The sequence below is a fragment of the Pseudovibrio sp. Ad26 genome, assembly GCF_001623285.1.
Classification (GTDB): domain Bacteria; phylum Pseudomonadota; class Alphaproteobacteria; order Rhizobiales; family Stappiaceae; genus Pseudovibrio; species Pseudovibrio ascidiaceicola.
In genome coordinates this window covers 1-621 of sequence record NZ_LMCE01000075.1, presented here as the reverse complement: position 1 = coordinate 621, position 621 = coordinate 1, and the positions used below count along the sequence as shown (strand labels likewise).

The following is a 621-nucleotide window of genomic DNA, read 5'->3' as shown; positions in this document are numbered from 1 at the left end:
ATTTATCTCCTCAGCCAGCCGCTGTGCTTTCAGTGGATTTCGGATAACAGAAAGGCCGGGAAATACCCAGCCTCGCTTTGTAACGGAGTAGACGAAAGTGATTGCGCCTACCCGGATATTATCGTGAGGATGCGTCATCGCCATTGCTCCCCAAATACAAAACCAATTTCAGCCAGTGCCTCGTCCATTTTTTCGATGAACTCCGGCACGATCTCGTCAAAACTCGCCATGTACTTTTCATCCCGCTCAATCACGACATAATGCAGGCCTTCACGCTTCATACGCGGGTCATAGTTGGCAAAGTACCAGGCATTTTTTCGCGTCACCCACATGCTGTACTGCACCTGGGCCATGTAAGCTGACTTTATGGCCTCGAAACCACCGAGCCGGAACTTCATGAAATCCCGGGAGGTAAACGGGCATTTCAGTTCAAGGCCGTTGCCGTCACTGCATAAACCATCGGGAGAGCAGGCGGTACGCATACTTTCGTCGCGATAGATGATCGGGGATTCAGTAACATTCACGCCGGAAGTGAATTCAAACAGGGTTCTGGCGTCGTTCTCGTACTGTTTTCCCCAGGCCAGTGCTTTAGCGTTAACTTCCGGAGCCACACCGGTGCAA

General features: G+C 51.4%; 2 protein-coding genes. Both read right to left on the bottom strand.

Annotation, left to right across the window (positions count from 1 at the left end; translation table 11 throughout):
• On the bottom strand, positions 1 to 138 hold a 138-nt coding region (locus tag PsAD26_RS28915; protein WP_206600016.1), incomplete at its 3' end, for a DUF1317 family protein.
• A partial coding sequence (locus PsAD26_RS16900; RefSeq protein ID WP_063311403.1) for a lambda exonuclease family protein occupies positions 135 to 621 on the bottom strand: 487 nt, incomplete at its 5' end. The genes PsAD26_RS28915 and PsAD26_RS16900, both read right to left, overlap by 4 nt.